Source organism: Vibrio sp. LB10LO1, assembly GCF_010092875.1.
Classification (GTDB): domain Bacteria; phylum Pseudomonadota; class Gammaproteobacteria; order Enterobacterales; family Vibrionaceae; genus Vibrio; species Vibrio campbellii.
The window spans coordinates 12,731-28,829 of the sequence record NZ_JAADJW010000015.1; the positions used below are offsets into that span (position 1 = coordinate 12,731).

A 16,099-nucleotide genomic window follows, 5' to 3' on the forward strand; every position below is an offset into this window, starting at 1 on the left:
AAATCTTCACTCTATTTTCAATTCCGCCAACAATGTACAGCTCTGGGAGCTTTTGACCACCCATGATCCAAATGCTTTTCGAGCTGATAAAAGAAACCCCAGCACGATGGCTGGGGCTTTGTATTTCTTGAGTTGAGTGCTTTATTGAGCGAGCGTTTTTAGAATTTCTTTGAGCTCAACCGTCTCTTTCACTTCATAGCTTGGTTTGATATCGGTTGGATTCGCTGCGCCTGCCTCGTTAACCCACACACTCAGAATGCCCATATTGTTGGCACCCGCGATATCTGCTGGTAGAGAGTCGCCAATATGAATCGCCTCTTCTGGTTTTACATCTACAAGGTTGAGTGCTTTGTGGAAGATGCTTGCCGCAGGCTTCTCTTCTGGCTCTTCGCCACCCACGATGATGTGATCCACCCATTCACTCATTTGTGTCGCTTTGAGCTTTGGATGTTGGGAGAAGATAGGGCCGTTAGTGATTACCACCAATTTGTAGTGTTGGCGTAGCTCAGTCAGCATTTCCTTCACGCCTGGGAAGAAGGTAAAAGCACCCATTCGAGCTGAATCGAAGAAGCTTTGTGCCTGTTGCGCTTGTTCTGCATCGATCTCGATACCTTGCTCTGCCAAGATGGTTTGGATTAAACCGCAGCGGAACGCATTTTCATCTGGCAATAGAGCAATAAGCTGAGGGAATTCGTGGTTTAGCTTCTTATACACACCTTGTAAGTAGCGTTGCACGAAGGCTGTGGAGTCAGCGACCTGAGGGTAAGTTTGAGCAATCCAGTTGGCAAACTCTTGTCCTGCTACTCTATCAGCTTGAGATGTGCCACATAAAGTCTCGTCCATATCAAAAAATATCGCTTTAAGCACAGGGGCTCCTTCATTCACTACTCAACGTTAGAGTTTGATTATCTCTTATCTCACTCAAAATGACAGTGGAAAGCGCAAAATCAATGCTTCCACATCGTTTTTAATGCCTAAAAGAAGATGAACAGCCATGTATTTTTTCTCCTGCCCGAAGTGACTTAATCACGAAATCGCATAACTGACGCATAACCAAGATTAGGTGACGGATTTCATTTGTTTTGCCGAACTGCTCACGTTTTCACCGCTTTAGTTGTGTGGAGATTTTGGCTTTTTATGTATGCAGACTATTTTGTTAGTAACATTTTATGTCGAAAAGCCCCAATAAGAACGGAATATTGTTTGGTAAATGTTAATGGTATTGCGTGAATAATAGGGATACTGTCAATAGTGGCTTTATGCGTAAACTTAGAGCATTTTTCTGTTTTTATTGGTGCATAGCGCACAAAAATGGTGTGTTATGAAAATGGTTAAATACTTGTTAATGCATTTCTATTCGCTCATTGTGCGTGTAAATAATGTTTTTTCGGCGGAATATACTTTAATTGTTGCTTTTTTGTGTAATTTTTGCCAAATTGTCTCCGCATTAAGATTTCAGAGTATTATTCTGAATTTGAACGGATTCATTCAGGTGATGAATGGCGCTTTTATTGCGCGATTCGATACCACAGACAAGGCAGTAGAGGTCTGAAATGTCACTATTAGAGGTGAAAAACCTTCGTATTGAATATCCATCCCGTCACGGTGTCCATGCGGCCGTGAAATCGCTTTCTTTTCATATCGATCGTGGCGAAATTGTGGGTGTTGTTGGCGAATCAGGTGCGGGTAAATCCACCGTTGGTAACGCCGTTATTGATTTGCTTAGCCCTCCGGGTCGTGTTGCCAGTGGCGATGTGTACCTTGATGGCGAAAAAATATCTGGCTTAACACCAGAAGCGATGCGTAAGGTTCGCGGCTCTAAGATTGGCTTTATCTTCCAAGATCCAATGACCTCGCTTAACCCACTATTTACGGTTGAGCAGCAATTGAAAGAAACCATCCACGCCAATATGAAGGTGTCGGATGAAGAGGCGTATCAACGCGCGCTTTCTCTAATGCAGCAGGTTGGCATTCCGCAACCTGAAAACCGTCTTAAACAGTATCCACACCAATTCTCTGGCGGTATGCGTCAGCGTGTGGTTATTGCTATCGCACTGGCTGGCGAGCCAGACCTGATCATTGCCGATGAGCCAACTACGGCACTCGACGTATCAATCCAAGACCAAATCCTAAACCTTATCCGTGAACTGTGTATCAAGAACAACGTAGGTTGTATGTTGGTGACGCACGACATGGGTGTGGTTTCAAACGTGACTGACCGTGTGGCAGTTATGTACCGCGGTGATTTGGTGGAGTTTGGTCCAACCGCTAAAGTGTTGGGCGATCCTGATCACCCATACACACGCAGCCTAATTTCAGCCGTTCCTCGTTCTGATGTAAAACTCGATCGCTTCCCGTTGGTCAGCTATATCGAAGAAGCGACAGAGCTACAAGAACTGGACATTAAGAACCACTGGCTAGGTCAAAGCCAAGACCAACGCGAATACACAGGCCCTCTATTGGATGTGAAGAACGTAAATCTACGCTTCGTGACCAAAGATTCGTTGTTTGAAAGCCGCCGCGAATATGTGCAGGCCTCAAACAATGTCAGCTTTGAAGTGCACGAAGGTGAGACGTTTGGCTTGGTGGGTGAATCTGGCTCAGGTAAGTCGACCATCGCACGTGTGATTGCAGGTTTGTATGAACCAAACTCAGGGCAAGTAAGCTTTGAAGGCATTGACCTAACGGCGCTGAAATCAGAAAAAGCACGCCGTCCGCTGCGTCGTCAAATGCAGATGGTTTTCCAAAACCCATACACCTCAATGAACCCGCGAATGAAGATTTTCGACATCATCGCGGAGCCAATTCGTTTCCATAAGCTCACTAAGAATGAAGTGGAAACGCGTCAGATTGTGAATGACCTGCTTGATCACGTAGGTTTGGGCAAAATGGCGGGCGTGAAATACCCTCATGAATTCTCCGGTGGTCAGCGTCAACGTATTTCAATTGCGCGCGCACTGGCGACCCGTCCTCGACTACTGATTTGTGACGAACCGACATCAGCGTTGGATGTATCGGTACAGGCACAAATTCTGAACTTGCTAAAAGATCTGCAAAGTGAGCTCAACCTCACCATGCTGTTTATCAGCCACGACTTACCGGTTATTCGCCAAATGTGTGACCGAGTGGGTGTGATGCAGATGGGTACGCTACTGGAAGTGGCGCCAACTGAGCAGCTATTTACCGCTCCTCAGCATGAATACAGCAAGAAACTGATTTCTCTGATGCCTGAATTCACAGGCTTGAGAGAAGAAATCAAAACGGCATAAACCAAGTTTTTCGCTTGGCTGACCATCAAGGTCAACAAACCTTAGTCATAACAAAGACGCAAACACAACAAGGGATTCGAATTCCCGCATGAAGGAGTTATGCAAATGAAAACCATGAAAAGCAAATTAGCAGTGGCGCTAATGGCAGCGGGCCTAAGCTTTAACGCATTGGCAGCAGATATCAAAGTTGGCTACGCAGCTGACCCAGTATCGCTAGACCCGCATGAGCAGCTATCAGGCGGTACGCTGCAAATGTCACACATGGTATTTGATCCACTAGTTCGTTTCACACAAGACATGGACTTTGAACCTCGTCTAGCAGAAAGCTGGGAACGTGTGAACGATACAACGGTACGTTTCAAGCTGCGCCAAGGTGTTAAGTTTCACTCTGGGAATGACATGACGGCGGACGACGTAGTATGGACTTTCGAACGTCTACAAAGCTCTCCAGATTTCAAAGCTATCTTCGACCCGTACGAAAAAATCGTGAAGGTTGACGACTACACAGTGGATCTCGTGACTAAAGGTCCTTACCCACTTGTTCTGCAAACGGCGACTTACATCTTCCCAATGGACAGCAAGTTTTACTCTGGTAAGACAGAAGATGGCAAAGACAAGTCTGAGCTAGTGAAGCACGGTAACTCATTTGCATCGACTAACGTATCTGGCACGGGTCCATTCATTGTGACTTCTCGTGAGCAGGGCGTAAAAGTGGAATTCGAACGCTTTAAAGATTACTGGGACAAAGAGTCGAAAGGTAACGTTGATAAGCTAACGCTTGTACCAATTAAAGAAGACGCAACTCGTGTAGCAGCGCTACTTTCTGGCGGCGTTGACATGATTCACCCTGTTGCGCCAAACGATCACAAACGTGTGAAAGATGCAGACGGCATCGACCTAGTAACGCTACCTGGTACGCGTATCATCACGTTCCAACTAAACCAAAACAGCAATGAAGCACTGAAAGACGTTCGCGTTCGCCAAGCGATTGTTCACGCAATCAATAACGAAGGCATCGTGAAGAAAATCATGAAAGGCTTCGCAACGGCAGCTGGTCAACAAAGCCCTTCAGGTTACGTGGGTCACGATGACAAGTTGGTTCCTCGCTACGATCTGAAGAAAGCGAAAGCGCTGATGAAAGAAGCGGGCTACGAAGATGGCCTAACGCTAACGATGATCGCACCAAACAACCGTTACGTGAACGATGCGAAAGTAGCGCAAGCGGCGGCGGCAATGCTGTCTAAGATCGGCATCAAGGTTGATCTGAAGACGATGCCAAAAGCGCAATACTGGCCAGAGTTCGACAAGTGTGCGGCAGACATGCTGATGATCGGTTGGCACTCAGATACGGAAGATTCGGCGAACTTCAACGAGTTCCTAACTATGACTCGTAACGAAGAAACGGGCCGTGGTCAGTACAACTGTGGTTACTACTCAAACCCAGAAATGGACAAAGTGGTTGAAGCAGCGAACGTAGAAACGGATCCAGCGAAACGTGCAGCAATGCTGAAAGGTGTAGAAGCAACGCTATACAACGACGCAGCATTCGTACCGCTACACTGGCAAAGTGAAGCGTGGGGCGCGAAGTCTAACTTGAAAGCGGCAGACATCGTTAACCCAATGGTAATGCCTTACTTCGGTGACCTAGTGGTTGAATAATCACGGTTAGTCGATTTTGAGGAGGGATAGGTGTCCCTCCTCAACTTAAAGCACTCGACTCAGTTTTGTTTCAGTCGGACTGAGTTGGTTTTACAGACTGAATTTTCTCTCTGAATAGAGATCTATGGATAGTTAAGGGGCAAGGAATGTTTTCGTTTCTGGTCAAGCGCCTGTTTCAGGCACTGATAGTGATGTTTGTGATCAGTTTGGTGGCGTTTGCCATTCAGGATAACCTGGGTGACCCGCTGCGTGAGCTTGTAGGTCAGTCGGTTTCAGAATCGGAGCGCCAAGCGCTGCGTGACGAACTGGGCCTGAACGATCCCTTTATCACAAAGTACACTCGCTTTGTGGGCAATGCACTGCAAGGTGATTTAGGTACATCTTACTTCTTCAAGCGACCTGCGGTTGAGGTAATTCTCGATAAGCTGGTGGCGACGCTAGAGCTCGTGTTTGGTGCGACGCTCATCATTATTGTTTTCTCTATACCACTTGGCGTGTATTCCGCGATCCATCCTAAGAGTATTTTTACGAAATTCGTCATGGCGATGAGTAGTGTCGGTATCTCGATTCCGGTGTTCTTAACCGCAATCATGCTGATGTACGTCTTCTCCATTGAGCTGGGCTGGCTACCTTCCTACGGGCGGGGCGAGACCGCTAATGTGCTTGGTTGGGAATCAGGCTTCTTTACCATTGATGGCATCAAGCACTTGATTCTACCTTGTGTAGCACTGGCTTCGATCATGTTGCCGCTGTTCATCCGTTTGGTCCGTTCAGAAATGCTGGAAGTACTGAGCTCGGAATACATCAAGTTCGCCAAAGCAAAAGGCCTGAACTTAAACAAAATCTATTACCAACATGCACTTAAAAACACCATGTTACCTGTTTTGACGGTGGGTGGCGTGCAGATTGGTACCATGGTGGCTTACACCATTCTTACTGAAACCGTGTTCCAGTGGCCGGGGACGGGCTTTCTTTTCCTTGAGGCAATCAACCGTGTAGATACACCGTTGATCACTGCTTACGTTATCTTTGTTGGTCTGATTTTCGTGGTAACCAATACCATTGTTGATTTGCTGTACGGCATCATCAACCCAACAGTGAACCTAACTGGAAAAGGAGCTTAACCATGAGCCAATCAAATGTAACGGCCGCTCCTGAAGCTGTACCTTCTGCGTGGCAACGTTTTAAAAACTCGGATTTCTTGTACTACTTTAAGCGCGATAAAGTCGCGATGGCCAGCTTCACCGTATTTATGGTGTTTTTGGTGTTGGCTATTGCTGCCCCTGTACTTGCACCGACTGACCCTTATGATCTCACGTCCATCGACATCATGGATTCTGAGTTGCCACCGTCTTGGATGGAAGGTGGCGATGAGCGTTTTGTGTTAGGTACTGATGAGCAAGGCCGCGATATTTTATCGACCATTCTTTACGGCTCTCGCTTGTCTCTGACTATCGGCTTTCTTGCGGTTGCTCTTCAGTTAGTACTGGGCATCATCATTGGCTTGTCTGCGGGTTACTTCGGCGGCCGTATTGATAGCTTCTTGATGCGTTTTGCTGATGTGCAGTTGTCGTTCTCGACCATGATGGTGGCGATCATCGTCTCGGCAATCTTCAAAGCCAGCTTTGGCAGTGATTTTTACAGCCAATACGCGGTGGTCATGCTGGTGGTGATCATCGGCGTGGCAGAATGGCCGCAATACGCACGTACCATTCGTGCTTCGGTATTGGCAGAGAAGAAGAAAGAATATGTCGAAGCGGCGCGTGTGATGGGCTTTAAAGCGCCGCGCATCATGTTCCGTCACATTCTGCCGAACTGTCTATCGCCAATCTTGGTTATCTCGACAGTGCAGGTAGCGAACGCGATCATGTCGGAAGCAGCGCTGTCATTCCTAGGCTTAGGTCTTCCTGTAGACCAGCCGTCACTGGGTGCCTTGATCAGCATCGGCTTTAACTACATCTTCTCTGGTGCTTGGTGGATTACTGCCTTCCCAGGTATCGTGCTAGTAACGCTGGTATTGGTGATTAACCTACTGGGTGACTGGCTACGTGATGTATTTAACCCGAAAATCTACAAAGGTTAGTCATCAAATAAATTGGGCTATATAGGTTGCCAATTTAATAAATTTCTTCCTAAACTGAGAGCCGGATGCAATTCCGGCTCTTTTTTTGCTTATCAGTTTTTATGCATATTTTATTGACGCTTTGTCGCGATAATTTCATCACCTACTGTTTAGAGTGAAGCGTATGGAAATGAAAAAGGCACACCACTCCTCTCGTATCGTCCAATCCGGCTTGAGCCTTGGGTTGCTGGTGGCGTGCGCCCAATTTGCGAGTCCTGTATTGGCGGACGATTTTCTTTGTCAGGCCTCTCAAGCCAGCAACAAAGAGCTGCCAGTTCTAGAGCAATCTTGTCCGATCGGGAAAGGGCTGTGGGGAAAGAAAGTGCCGCAAGGAGGCAATGACTTCTTCTGGATCCAATGTGGTCTGTTGCCAAAGCCGATGTCTTTAGCCAAAGCGAAGCCGATCTACGGCAAAATCACCACGGATGTTTGGATGAAGCCAGAGCAAAAAGGCTATCGTTGCCTTATCGGTCCTTATACTGAATTTGCCCAAGCCTCGCAGGACTTGCAGCGAGTTAAAACTTTGTCGACCTATAAAGAAGCGTTTATTCGTGTGGTTGGCAAAGGTACGTCAGAGCCAGTGAAGCAAACTAAGCCGATGCCGAAGCCTGCCGCGAAGGCAAAGCCTGTGACACCAGTTGCTCCAGTAGCCGCGACTCGCTCTAATACGGATGCATTTAAGGCAAAAGAGGCGCCTGCTAAGGCAGTACCGAAGCAAGCTTCTCAACCAGTGGCGAAACCTACCCAAGCGCCTAAGCCTGCTCAACCTATTATCAGTAACGATACAGTACAGGTACGATTGAAGACGATTCTGCAAGGTAAAACGTTTGTGGTGCCGTACTTGGTCGAGAACAACAACCAGTTCTATATGGAACATGGAAAGCCTTGGAACCGCTTAAACTATGCGAGCTCACAAAAGGTATGTCAGCAACTAAGTATGGACTTAGCGAGCGCCTCGGAATTCAAAACGCTGCGTGCGTCTGGGGTGATGGAGAAAAATAACTGGCCGCTGCAGTTGCCTTACTGGGGTAAAGATAAGAAGGGCTTGTTTGCCGACCGAGAACCTAATCAGCTCACGGGCACTTCGTTACTTAACGTGGTTTGCGTTAAGTAATTAAACGGATACAAAAGAGCCCCGCAAGTGCGGGGCTTTTCAGTAGCATCAAATAGAAGAGTTATTTGAGATAGGTTTCCCTGTGGCAATTAGAGCAGCAATACACTTCTTTGATGCCTTTGCATTTTTCCCAAAAGGTTCTGCGTCGGCGTTGTAAGTGAATATGATTGCAACAAGGTTTTGCTCGAATTAAACCGTATTTACTCATTAATCTTCAATTAAAGGCAGTGATTCCATCACTTTTTCTATTGCTTCTTGAGAGTGTGAGTACAGACCGAACTCTGGGGCTGATACCCAACCGTTTTGTTCAACGCTTGAGTTGATGCCGATGTAGAAATCGCCAAACTCGCGGTTTACATTACGGTGACGAGTTTTGTAATCAGACTCTGAGCCTGTTTCTTCTAGAATCAAAGTTTCGCGATTTGTTTCGCTATCTAGAGAGATAGTCCAGTTACCTGGAGTGTAGAAGCCTTCTGGTTTGATAGACTCGTATTCGTAAACACCGTTAGCGTACTCAAACTTACCTGCAGCATAGAATAGTTCAGTTTCGTCTTGAGCAACGGTCTCGCTCTCTACCGTCATATCAAATTCAACCTTACCGTTTGCGACCTTTTCGCTCACTGGTAGTGCTTGTGCGAAAGGTGCATCGGTTGAATCAAACCAGAACAACTCATCACCATCGATTTTCACAAGGATTTGGTATTCGCCTTGTGTGGTTTTGTTTTGGTAAAGCATTTCGTACTCAGAACCCTCATCGTCGTACAATTTGCCGTCTTTGATCTCTACGTCCCAACAATCTTTGTTTTGGTAAGCCGCGTAGTTTGGTAGCTTGTCCAGTTTTGCCAAAATCGCGTATGGGTCGTACTCTGATTCCCAAGAGTTGCTTAGGTTATCACTGATGTTTGCCGAGTATTCTTCGCCTTGCTCATCATCATTTGAACCCCAACACCATAGTAGGCCTTCGGTATCTTTCATAAGAATCGCATGACCGATTTCACCATCGTTGCGTGCGAAGCTGCCCATTTTTGCCGCTTTGCCGTTAAAGTGGTCGATAGTGAAGCCTAGCGTTGGTACAACTGGCGGCGGCGTAGCACCTTCTTTCACTTCTGGCATGCTGAGTGCAATCTGTACCCAGATATCACCATCTGTCGCGCTAATAGCAAGGAGTGCACCAGATTCGCCAGCTTTTGTTGGTGTGCCTTTAATGGTGACAATCGCATTGCCATCTTCAATGGCTGATAGACCTTCAATCTCTACGTAGTCTGCCGAGTAGTCGGTGATCTGACCGTCGTTATCTTGGAACAAACCTGAGATATCGAGAGTTTGCTCGAAAGCTTCACCTTGTTGTAGCTGCCAGCCATCAACGATACTTTGAAGGCGTTTTTGCTCTTCTTCAATGACGATTGGTGCTTGGTTTGCTGTTTCGATGTCCAGCTCAAATACAGTGCTTACAGTAGAAAGCGCTTTGCCTGCAGAATCTTTATCTTCCGCTGTTAGGATGATTTCGAACTCACCTGCTTTGGTGACTTCAGCAGCTGGCAAAAGAATCAATTGGTTGCCTTCAATGCGAACTTCGATACCAGTTCCACCTAGGTTGTGAGACAGTTTAGGCGTCACCAGGTTTTGGTCTTTGTCTTTAAATAGACCTTCGATGTTCAGCTCCACACCATCGAAGCTCGCGCCTTTTACGATTTCAGGTAGGTTATCTAGCTTCTCTTCGGCTGCTTCTTCAACGTCTTCGTTAACAACAAGCTTGTTGTTGACTACGGTTTCTGGCGCTAGGTTTTCGCTTTCTGGTGTGCTGTCAGTGATTACTGGGCGTAGGTTTGGATCATTGATATCTGCACCAGACTCCACCAGACGGTCTACTTCTTGATCAGCAGCTTGCGCGAATTCAGTCGCTTTTTTCTCGTAGTTCGCAGGGTTTTGCGCTTTAGATTCAGTCAGAATCTGAGCGGTTTTATGTAGTTCGGCACTTTTATCTACACCCGAAACGAAATCGCTGTATAGGTCGATAGGTGCTTCTTCCGTACCACCAAGTGCTTGGTTTACTTTTGCTACTGCTTCTTCTTCCGTTAGTGCACTGTCGTTTGCCATTTCAATTGCAACAAGGTCAGTGATTGGCGAGATAACGTTAGAAGAGTTTGGTGCGCGGAAAACCAGTTCGTGAGCCATCGCTTGGCTTGGGTGATCCATATCTACAGTGTAGGTACCTGCGTAAGTCGGATCTAAAGCGATAAGCTGTTTCTGTTTTGCGCCGTTTGGCGTGATAGTTTGCAGTGCCAGAGTGCTTTCTGGTTTTGCTTTGATTTTAAGCTGACCTTTCTCATCGGTTAGGCCAAGGAATGTATCATTAGTGTCCCATTGACCATTGTTGTTCAGATCTTCAAATACCACAGCATTTTTGAAGTAGCCATCGAAGCCAGTGATCACTACACCAGAGTTGCCACCGTTTGAACCACCATCTGAACCACCACAACCTGTTAGTGCGATAGCCACTGACGCTGCTAGTAAACTCACCTTATTCATTGTTTTAATCCTTGTTTCATTTCCGAATGAGAAAGTCGCTTTTTATCGTTTTATCTTTCAATCTCACTAGTGAGATTGAAAAAGCAGCGCATTTTGGATCGGTTTTGGAAGCGGCTTCAAGACACGAAAAGCCACAAAAAAACCGTAAAAAAACTTTTAATATTTTTTTGTAGCCTTGATTAGTGGAGTGAATGGCGGTTTGAGGTGGCTGCTATTTAATACAGATACTTATTTTGACCTTTTACTCATTTGTGATTGGTTTTTGAACTAATAGGGTCGTAATAAATCATATTCATTTTCAACTCCTCTACACTATTGGCGTATTGAGGAAGTGGGCGCAAGATGTAGCTATAAGCTTCACCCTGAAGAAAAACGTCATTGGCATGGTAGTCATTGTTGAAATAGACATAAGCGTATGCCGACGGTTTAGGAGCAGTCGCGCAATAGGTATTGTTGGAATAAGAAATCACATCGCTAAACATCCCTTCACCAGCGATGATTGAGGTGTCCCAAAACTGACAGAATTCATGAGCAAATAAGTCGTTATTAGACGCGACTATGTTGAGATCTGAGTCGAAACCGTCGTAATACTCATTACCTTGAGCGAAGCGTCGGTCAAAAATATAGTTACCAGCAAGCGCATGGCGATAACCACCGGCAGTCGGAATGAGCAGATCAAATCGGGCGGATTGATACAGCTTCTCTCCTGTGTTGACGTTCAAACGCTCTTCCATTGATCGTTTGTTCTTCTGCATGGTGTAGCTTTCGAAACGATTATTGTCGAAAACAGTGATGAAGTAGTTTTCGGTTTCTTTGTGTACGCGTGAGGTGTAGACCTTTTTGGTGGTCCAGATTTGTTGTGAGTCGCTTGTTTGCACTATTAATGATTCATCGCTGATCTGATACTGACCGACTTTCTTTAATTCATGCTCTTCAGGGCAATGGGTTTTGTTGTTGGCAGCCGCATAGAAGACTTCTTCCTCAACAAACTTAAATGCCTCACAGTACACCACTTCATAGGCGTATTTTTTCCCACCAAGTAAGTTTGTGGTTTCCAGGCGATACACAATGCCATCAATGAGAGGGTGTTCGGTATCATTTTGTTCTTCGATTACTGCTGGTAGCTCAAAGCGTGTCGTTACCCAAGCATGGTCTTCTGTGCCGTGGTGGTCATCACGAGCTGATACCGCTAAGTAAGTGGTTTGGTCGAATGCTCTTGGTGCGCCTTGCAGCATGATTTGTCCTTGATTAAGGACACTTAGCCCGTTGGCGTTTTCCAACCAAATTCGGGTGGTGAGAAGGTCGCCTTCTGGATCTTCAAACAGCTGCTCTAATCCCAGCGAATAGTTGATCGGGTTGTTCTGTGCTAGCTCCCAACCAAAGATGATGGTTTGAAGCTGCTGTTCCACCGCAAGGTTAATGATCGGTTTGCCGTTGTCTGTCGAATCATGGTTTGGGTTGTTGCTAACGTAGGTTTGAGTCAGGCTTCCGGAGTAATTGACCACCAATGATCCAAAAGCATCTGGAACCTGTTCAGGATGATCTGACAAGGTTGATTCGAGAGCTTTTTCAAAGGCGAGATCGTTGCTCCGCTCTAGTGCTGACGAGGTTAAAGCTTGTTTTACTTCAATCAAAGAAGTGCGCTCACCATGAGCGGTGTCTTTCTTATCAGTACTATTTTGTGCAGGTTTGATATTGGCAGCGACAGCTGTCGTTTGTTCATCTGAAAGCCAATAGCTTGCCATCAAGCAGATACCAAGTGCACCTGCAATCCAGTATTTTTTTGTCATGATGTTACGCGTGCGCCATTCTTGAGTGCAGCCAACTGCGTGAAAACTTTAAGTCTTTTTCAATCAAACTGGCGCTGCATTCCAGCAGTTCACAGATCTCTTGGTTTTTCATACCCATCAAGTACTTGAGCTTCAAAGCGTTAGACTGACGTGGGTAACGCACACTGAAGCTGTCGAGCGCTTTATCCATGATGATGAGCTGCTCGAAGCGATCTTCTTCCTCCTTCATCAAGGTGATGTGTTGGCGCTTCTGCGCTTGATGGGCGCGTGCGTTGTCGATCAAGATTTGGCGCATCACTTTGGCTGCCATTAAGAAGAAGTCGCGCTTGGTTTCAATCTCACTCATGTCGCAGTTAGACATTTTCAAATAAGCATCATGAATGAGCGCCGTGGTGCTGTTGACGCTGTCTGAAAGCACCTTGTTGTCGGTGCCGTATTTCTCTGCGTTGCGTTCACGTTCCTGTTGGGCGATTTTACGCAGCTGTAGGTAAGCGAATTGGTACAACTCACTTTCCGCCTGTTTATCGCCGGCTTGCCACTGCTGGATGATTTGCATCAGGGTAGATTTAGAAGCCATGGCTATACGTCCTCACTTACTTTTACAAACTCAGAGATAGAATGGGTTTCGATACGATCAGAGCCATCGCGATTACGACTGATGTCTTGCTGGTAACGATACAAAATGCCTTGCTCCCACGTTTTACCTGCTGGCAGGTATTCCCACGTGGTGTAGTTGATTTCTGAAGGGGCGGGTGACCAGCGAACCATCACGTTCATCTGTGCTAATTCGGCGTTTTCCTGATCGTTGTTGACCCACCACATATCTAAGTATTCGTTAGTGACGTCTTGGGTATATAGGCTGATATCTGTAGGGCATTTAACGGCATCGACAGGTAAACGCAATACTTGGTTATGGCGCATTAGAAGACACGATTGTTTCATCGAGTCTTGTAGGTATTGAGTTTGCTGCCACACGCCTTGGTAGGCAATTTGGTTATCAACTGAATCAGGATAGGTAAACCACAGCATTTCAGTGCGGTTATGGTGCTTAACGTGTTCATTTGGCCCCAAACCTTGCACTTTTTCCATCAACAGTTGGGTATTTGGATCGAAGTTGAGTGCGACCGAGCGATATTTCCAGTCGCCTTCATCATCATAATCTTCCAGCGAGAAGCCATTTAGGTCATTGCGGGTGCAACCTGTATCCGCGCAGCCGACAAAGCTCTCCCACTCTGAGAACTTTTCAATTGGTTCGATAATGTCTTCGGTGACGCTTTGATTGAGCGCTAAGAAACAGCCTTGGAAATAGTCCCCCACGCTTGGGTGCTGGATCAGATTTTCTTCAGTGATGGTGAAGTTGACCTCACCGATTGGTGGGCGATAGCGGGGATGGTGCTGATAACGGATATCAAACGCACAGGCGCGACCTTGCCAATCCTTTTTCTTGATGATGATGTTCTTAAAGCGCACATCACGAGGCTCAAAAATGATTTCATCTGAGGCAAAGTTTTTCTCGATGTAGCGCTGGCTTTCATTAAGGTGTTCGACCGCTTCTTGTACCGAAACCCAATCCAAATTGAGTTGTTGTCTAGCGTCATCTAGAAAGTTGAGGTCGAGGCGCTTGAGCTGCGCTTGGAAAGTGGGGTCGGAGAGTACTTTATTGGCCAGTACTATCTCTTGGCGGTTTTCTGGTGTGCTATCGAGAGAGAGCAATAAGCGGGTCATGTTGATGCTGCGACTTGGCTTGGTGGTCGCCATGGTTGGCGTGAGCACTTCTTGGCTCGACATCGTAGTGAGCAAGTAGCCTTTGTCGTCATTGCCGAGGAAGAAGCTGATGACATCGCCAGGGCGATACTGAAACGCGCCTTTATCGGTGTGGCCAGAGAGGTTGGAGCTGGTTTTGTAATACAGACCAGTCACCGGTGAATCAATGAAGAAACCTTGCTTTATGGTAGGCGTTGTTGCTTCTAACGAGGGAGTCGCAGAAGTTGAGCTCGCCCATGCTGGCGCTATCGCTAAAGCAGACAGCCAGATCGCAACGGAACGTGTGTGCATCTTTGTTTTTAAGCCTTTTTCTTGTTTAGCCTTACTGTTGAGTGCGGTCCTTTGGAGCACAATTTGGCTGACAACTTATTGATTTAGTGAGGTGCTTCTCTGGCACCGGCGTCATCATCGCCAACAACATTTTTTGTTTTATGTGTTTGGGAATATCTGGGTTAGACAGAATTCGCCTGCGTGTCAGCTCCATCATGGCACTGACGGACATTTGCTCGACGTTTTGCCCCTTGGCATGAAAGACAAGGCGCGTGACTTCGTACATGATGTCTTCTGCAATCTTCTTCTCTTGTTGCAGTTGTATGTTTTTTTGAATCAGCGTGTTACCAAATAGCAAGCCAGATAACACCAAGATTGCGGACAACACCGATGGCAGCGGTCGGCGTTGTACTAAACGGAGCGTGCTGTACAGCGGCCAGTGCTTCTTTTGCTCAATTGGGCGTCGCTCCAAAATGCATTCAATATCTTGGCGCAGCGCGCGAACATTGAGGTAGCGCTGTTTCGCTTTGGTCCGCGTCGCGCGTCTCACCACCCAATAAATATCTGACCACATTGGCTGATCAGGAAACATCAGCGCCAGAATCTTACCCAGTGAATACACATCACTTTGCTCAGTCAAAAATGCTCCGGCTTGCTGTTCTGGACTGGCGTATTTTTCACTGAAGGCGATCAATGCTGGAGACGCATCATCACTGTTTGATTGCACTTTTTGTGTCAGGTTGAAATCGAGCAGTTTTGGTCGTTTATTGCGATCAATCAGGATGTTTTCTGGTTTGAGGTCCGCATGTAGAACTTGATGCTGGTGGGCGTGTTCCATTGCCTGACAAATCTGCTTGAACAGCAACAACTTGTCGTCATCTTCCATTGGCGTGAGCAACAAATAGGAGTCTAGAGTCTGACCAAAAACGCGTTCCATCACGATATAAACTGAGTCGCCGTGCAAGCCGCCATCAAACACTTTGGCAATATAAGGGTGGTTCAAACGGGCCAGAAGCTGGGCTTCATCAAACAATGCGCGTTTGCCCAAAACATTACTAAGATTGGCTTGGATGAACTTGATCGCCAGATCTTGTTCAAACGTCTCGTCAGCGCGCAATGCCGCATATACCACCCCCATGCCTCCACGACCTAACTCGTGGGTAAGGCGGTACTTGCTGATCACTTCCCCCGTGAGATCGACCTCTTTTGTGGTCGCCAAGCTAGCACCGAAGCCGAGCAACTCTGTCAGTTGTTCTTCTTCACTTTCGCTGGCTAAAAGAGGGGCGACTTGGAGATACAGCTCAGGTTGACTCTGCTGCAATTCGTCGAGGTATTGCTGCTTCTGAGAGTCGTCCAGATCAAGCAGGTGATAGTAAATCTGGGTTTCGCTGGAGCTTAACGGCACTGTGCTTCGTATCTTATTGTTTTAGGTGCGGTATTTTATAAGAAACTCAATATTAATGTCATTTATTTATTAAGCTCTAAATCACAATGTTAGCATTGCAATTTGATGGTTATTTGAGCATTAAGATTATGATTTTATTAATGATGTAGCAGATGGTTTTTACTGAGCTTGTCGGCG

General features: G+C 46.5%; 11 protein-coding genes. 5 read left to right on the forward strand and 6 right to left on the reverse strand.

The annotated features are described in order from the left end of the window. Positions 1–141 precede the first annotated feature (141 nt). Complete coding sequence (locus GXP65_RS12775; RefSeq protein ID WP_162092975.1) at positions 142–867, reverse strand: HAD family hydrolase; 726 nt, start codon at positions 865–867, stop codon at positions 142–144. A 686-nt stretch (positions 868–1,553) separates the two neighbouring features. On the opposite strand from GXP65_RS12775, the gene GXP65_RS12780 reads away from it, so the two are divergent. From GXP65_RS12780 to GXP65_RS12800, 5 genes are all read left to right on the forward strand, one after another. Beyond that, a complete protein-coding gene (locus GXP65_RS12780) occupies positions 1,554–3,269 on the forward strand; it encodes an ABC transporter ATP-binding protein (protein ID WP_162092976.1) in 1,716 nt (571 codons plus the stop codon). Between the two features lie 105 nt (positions 3,270–3,374). Continuing rightward, positions 3,375–4,928, forward strand: coding sequence for an ABC transporter substrate-binding protein (locus tag GXP65_RS12785; RefSeq protein WP_162092977.1), 1,554 nt, complete (start codon positions 3,375–3,377; stop codon positions 4,926–4,928). A gap of 146 nt (positions 4,929–5,074) precedes the next feature. Then, the gene (locus tag GXP65_RS12790) at positions 5,075–6,052 is read left to right on the forward strand and encodes an ABC transporter permease (protein ID WP_162092978.1); all 978 of its coding nucleotides are present in this window, start codon (positions 5,075–5,077) and stop codon (positions 6,050–6,052) included. A gap of 2 nt (positions 6,053–6,054) precedes the next feature. After that, a complete protein-coding gene (locus tag GXP65_RS12795) occupies positions 6,055–7,011 on the forward strand; it encodes an ABC transporter permease (RefSeq protein ID WP_162092979.1) in 957 nt (318 codons plus the stop codon). 163 nt (positions 7,012–7,174) lie between these two features. Next, entirely contained in the window at positions 7,175–8,164 is a 990-nt protein-coding gene (locus GXP65_RS12800; RefSeq protein WP_162092980.1) for an SPOR domain-containing protein, read from the forward strand. Positions 8,165–8,371: 207 nt separating this feature from the next. Here GXP65_RS12800 and GXP65_RS12805 read toward each other — a convergent pair whose 3' ends face one another. The 5 genes from GXP65_RS12805 to GXP65_RS12825 all read right to left on the reverse strand — a co-directional run bounded on the left by GXP65_RS12805 (position 8,372) and on the right by GXP65_RS12825 (position 15,922). Next, positions 8,372–10,693 carry an acid phosphatase gene (locus GXP65_RS12805; protein ID WP_162092981.1) on the reverse strand — a complete coding sequence of 774 codons (2,322 nt, stop codon included), beginning with the start codon at positions 10,691–10,693 and terminating at the stop codon, positions 8,372–8,374. A gap of 245 nt (positions 10,694–10,938) precedes the next feature. Beyond that, the gene (locus GXP65_RS12810; RefSeq protein WP_162092982.1) at positions 10,939–12,483 is read right to left on the reverse strand and encodes a hypothetical protein; all 1,545 of its coding nucleotides are present in this window, start codon (positions 12,481–12,483) and stop codon (positions 10,939–10,941) included. Between the two features lie 4 nt (positions 12,484–12,487). Continuing rightward, complete coding sequence (locus GXP65_RS12815) at positions 12,488–13,060, reverse strand: sigma-70 family RNA polymerase sigma factor (RefSeq protein WP_162092983.1); 573 nt, start codon at positions 13,058–13,060, stop codon at positions 12,488–12,490. Positions 13,061–13,062: 2 nt separating this feature from the next. Beyond that, the gene (locus GXP65_RS12820) at positions 13,063–14,538 is read right to left on the reverse strand and encodes a hypothetical protein (protein ID WP_045455986.1); all 1,476 of its coding nucleotides are present in this window, start codon (positions 14,536–14,538) and stop codon (positions 13,063–13,065) included. 31 nt (positions 14,539–14,569) lie between these two features. Then, positions 14,570–15,922 (reverse strand): serine/threonine-protein kinase, encoded by a 1,353-nt coding sequence (locus GXP65_RS12825; protein WP_162092984.1) that lies wholly within the window; start codon positions 15,920–15,922, stop codon positions 14,570–14,572. Between the last annotated feature and the right edge of the window lie 177 nt (positions 15,923–16,099).